This window comes from Fulvivirga sp., from assembly GCF_040220315.1.
In the GTDB taxonomy this organism is placed as follows: Bacteria; Bacteroidota; Bacteroidia; order Cytophagales; family Cyclobacteriaceae; genus Fulvivirga.
The window spans coordinates 1-2,076 of the sequence record NZ_JAVJUY010000352.1 but is presented as its reverse complement, the minus strand read 5'-3'; the positions used below and the strand labels follow the sequence as shown (position 1 = coordinate 2,076).

Below are 2,076 nucleotides of genomic sequence, written 5' to 3'. Positions count from 1 at the left end.
GCGAATCAGGTAGAATCAATATCTCCGCATCCACTTATGAACTGGTAAAGAATGAATTCAATTGTATTGCTCGCGGAAAAATCTTTGCCAAGGGAAAAGGGGAATTGGACATGTATTTTGTAGGATAAAATGCGGCATAATTGATTAGTTTAGATTTTCAATTTCGATAATCATTTCCTTAGCTACTATAGCCGAAGAAGGAAGAAACATGGTTGTTACAATTCTTTGATCAATAACCACATCGTGTTTATCGCTCAAATCACTTTTAGTTTGAAAGATGCCTCCATTAGCTCTTAATTGATCTTCCAGCATTATTGGTAATAGAGTTCCTTCTTTTGCCCAACTTTTGGTTACCTCGGTTGAATTTGGGAAACCTGTTACTTTTTTGCCCTTAACCATAAACTCCCCATTACTCAGTTTAACATTGGCTAAAGCACCAGGCCCATGTCCACAACCACCAACTATTCCACCATTTTCATAAATACCTGCAATTATTGATTGTATTTCTTCGTCATACGCCACATCGAATAAAGGTCCATAGCCACCACCAACAAATACTGCTTTATAGTTTTTATAATCTACTTCATCAGGTGTTGATGAATTTTCAACCTTCTCATTGAAGTTTTCATACTTAATGGTATAACTACTAATGCCAACAGGATCCATCGAAAAAGGTACTTTTCCACCAGTTGGAGATACAAAATCTACTGCATAACCATGAGAAACAAATATGTGATATGGGGGAGCTACTTCCCAAAGGTTGTTCCCAGCAAAGTGTTTTTCAGGGTCACCCATGTCTTCTGTATTTGATACGACTATGAGTATTCTGCCTTTTTCATTTTTTTCAGTACTGCAAGAAATGAAGATTAACAATAGACATATTAACAGGATTCCTTTTTTCATAAGTTCATTGATTTTTATAGACATACTGTTTGTGAAAGAGAATGTTACAGCTTTTTCGAATTAATCATTCCCGGATTTGAAATTCGTCTTACACGGTTTCATTAAAAGTGCCTTTCCTAACCAAGTCACTATAAATCTCTTTGATCTTATTTTGACTCGACTCCAGATTTGAACTGGATGTATGTATCGAACCTCTCCCCGACACTAAATCATGTTCAAATTTCTTTGCAGAACCTAACAAAAAGCTGACACCATGATCTGACGTTAACTCAATATGTTGATTCCCCTCTTCATACACAATCAATTCCCCAACTGAAGCAATGAGGTCCGCACTCAACTTTCCCTCATACACAACCAACCACAAAATGTCGTGCGACTCAGGCGGAGTGTAGGTCCACTTTTCACCTGCTCCAAGATTGACATCCAGGTAATTCATATCATTAGGTGGATTGATTTTACTTTTGATTCCTTCATACTCGCCTAAAAGAACTTTAAAGTGCTCATTACCAAAAATCTCATCCGGTTTGACATAAACACTGCTTGCATCAGCAGTCTCGAGTTCTGGTGGAAGAGAAATCCAGAGCTGGAATCCTAGCGTAGGCTGATCCTTTAGCAGCATGCCTTTGTGCCATGCCCCTGAACCTGCCTGTAGGTATTCAATATCTCCGGCTCTGAATGACACCTTATTTCCGGTACTTTCTTCAAGATCGCTACCCCCATCAATGTAATAGGTGAAGGTTGCTATTCCAGAATGTGGGTGCCACCCGAAGCCTGCGCCTTGAGGTGGAACACCGTGTATATAATCCAGAAATACAAATGGTTTAATGTCATTTCCAATTCCTGATGGACTCACCAGATTGGTAATCATACCATGGTGGCCATGTCCTTTTGTTCTATTTTTTATTACTCTTTTCATTTTATTAAAATTTTAGTGGTTTATATGGCTTCTACCTTTTCAAAAGCTTGTTCAAAAAGGGCTATTTTTTCATCTAGTCGCGAAGCCAATTCTGTATTTGCAATTCCGCCATTGGAGAAGTTATCGTAAAAGGATGGCAGTGAAAAATCTGCAATGATGTCTGCTTCCATAAATGGAAAATATGATTTTGCAGCAGCAAGTACATTCTCACCTCCTCTACTTCCCGGAGAAGTGGCCATTAACAGCATTGGTTTACC

The 2,076-nt window shown here is 38.6% G+C and carries 4 protein-coding genes; 1 reads left to right on the top strand and 3 read right to left on the bottom strand.

Annotation, left to right across the window (positions count from 1 at the left end; translation table 11 throughout):
• Nucleotides 1-14 precede the first annotated feature (14 nt).
• The gene (locus RLO81_RS17890; RefSeq protein WP_350114925.1) at nt 15-128 is read left to right on the top strand and encodes a hypothetical protein; all 114 of its coding nucleotides are present in this window, start codon (nt 15-17) and stop codon (nt 126-128) included.
• Nucleotides 129-144: 16 nt separating this feature from the next.
• Here the strand turns inward: RLO81_RS17890 and RLO81_RS17885 are convergent, their stop codons facing one another.
• From RLO81_RS17885 to RLO81_RS17875, 3 genes are all read right to left on the bottom strand, one after another.
• Complete coding sequence (locus RLO81_RS17885) at nt 145-903, bottom strand: type 1 glutamine amidotransferase domain-containing protein (RefSeq protein ID WP_350114922.1); 759 nt, start codon at nt 901-903, stop codon at nt 145-147.
• A gap of 88 nt (nt 904-991) precedes the next feature.
• Nucleotides 992-1,819 (bottom strand): pirin family protein, encoded by an 828-nt coding sequence (locus tag RLO81_RS17880; RefSeq protein ID WP_350114919.1) that lies wholly within the window; start codon nt 1,817-1,819, stop codon nt 992-994.
• A gap of 20 nt (nt 1,820-1,839) precedes the next feature.
• Nucleotides 1,840-2,076: NADPH-dependent FMN reductase (locus tag RLO81_RS17875; RefSeq protein WP_502880474.1), on the bottom strand; the 237-nt coding region annotated here is incomplete at its 5' end.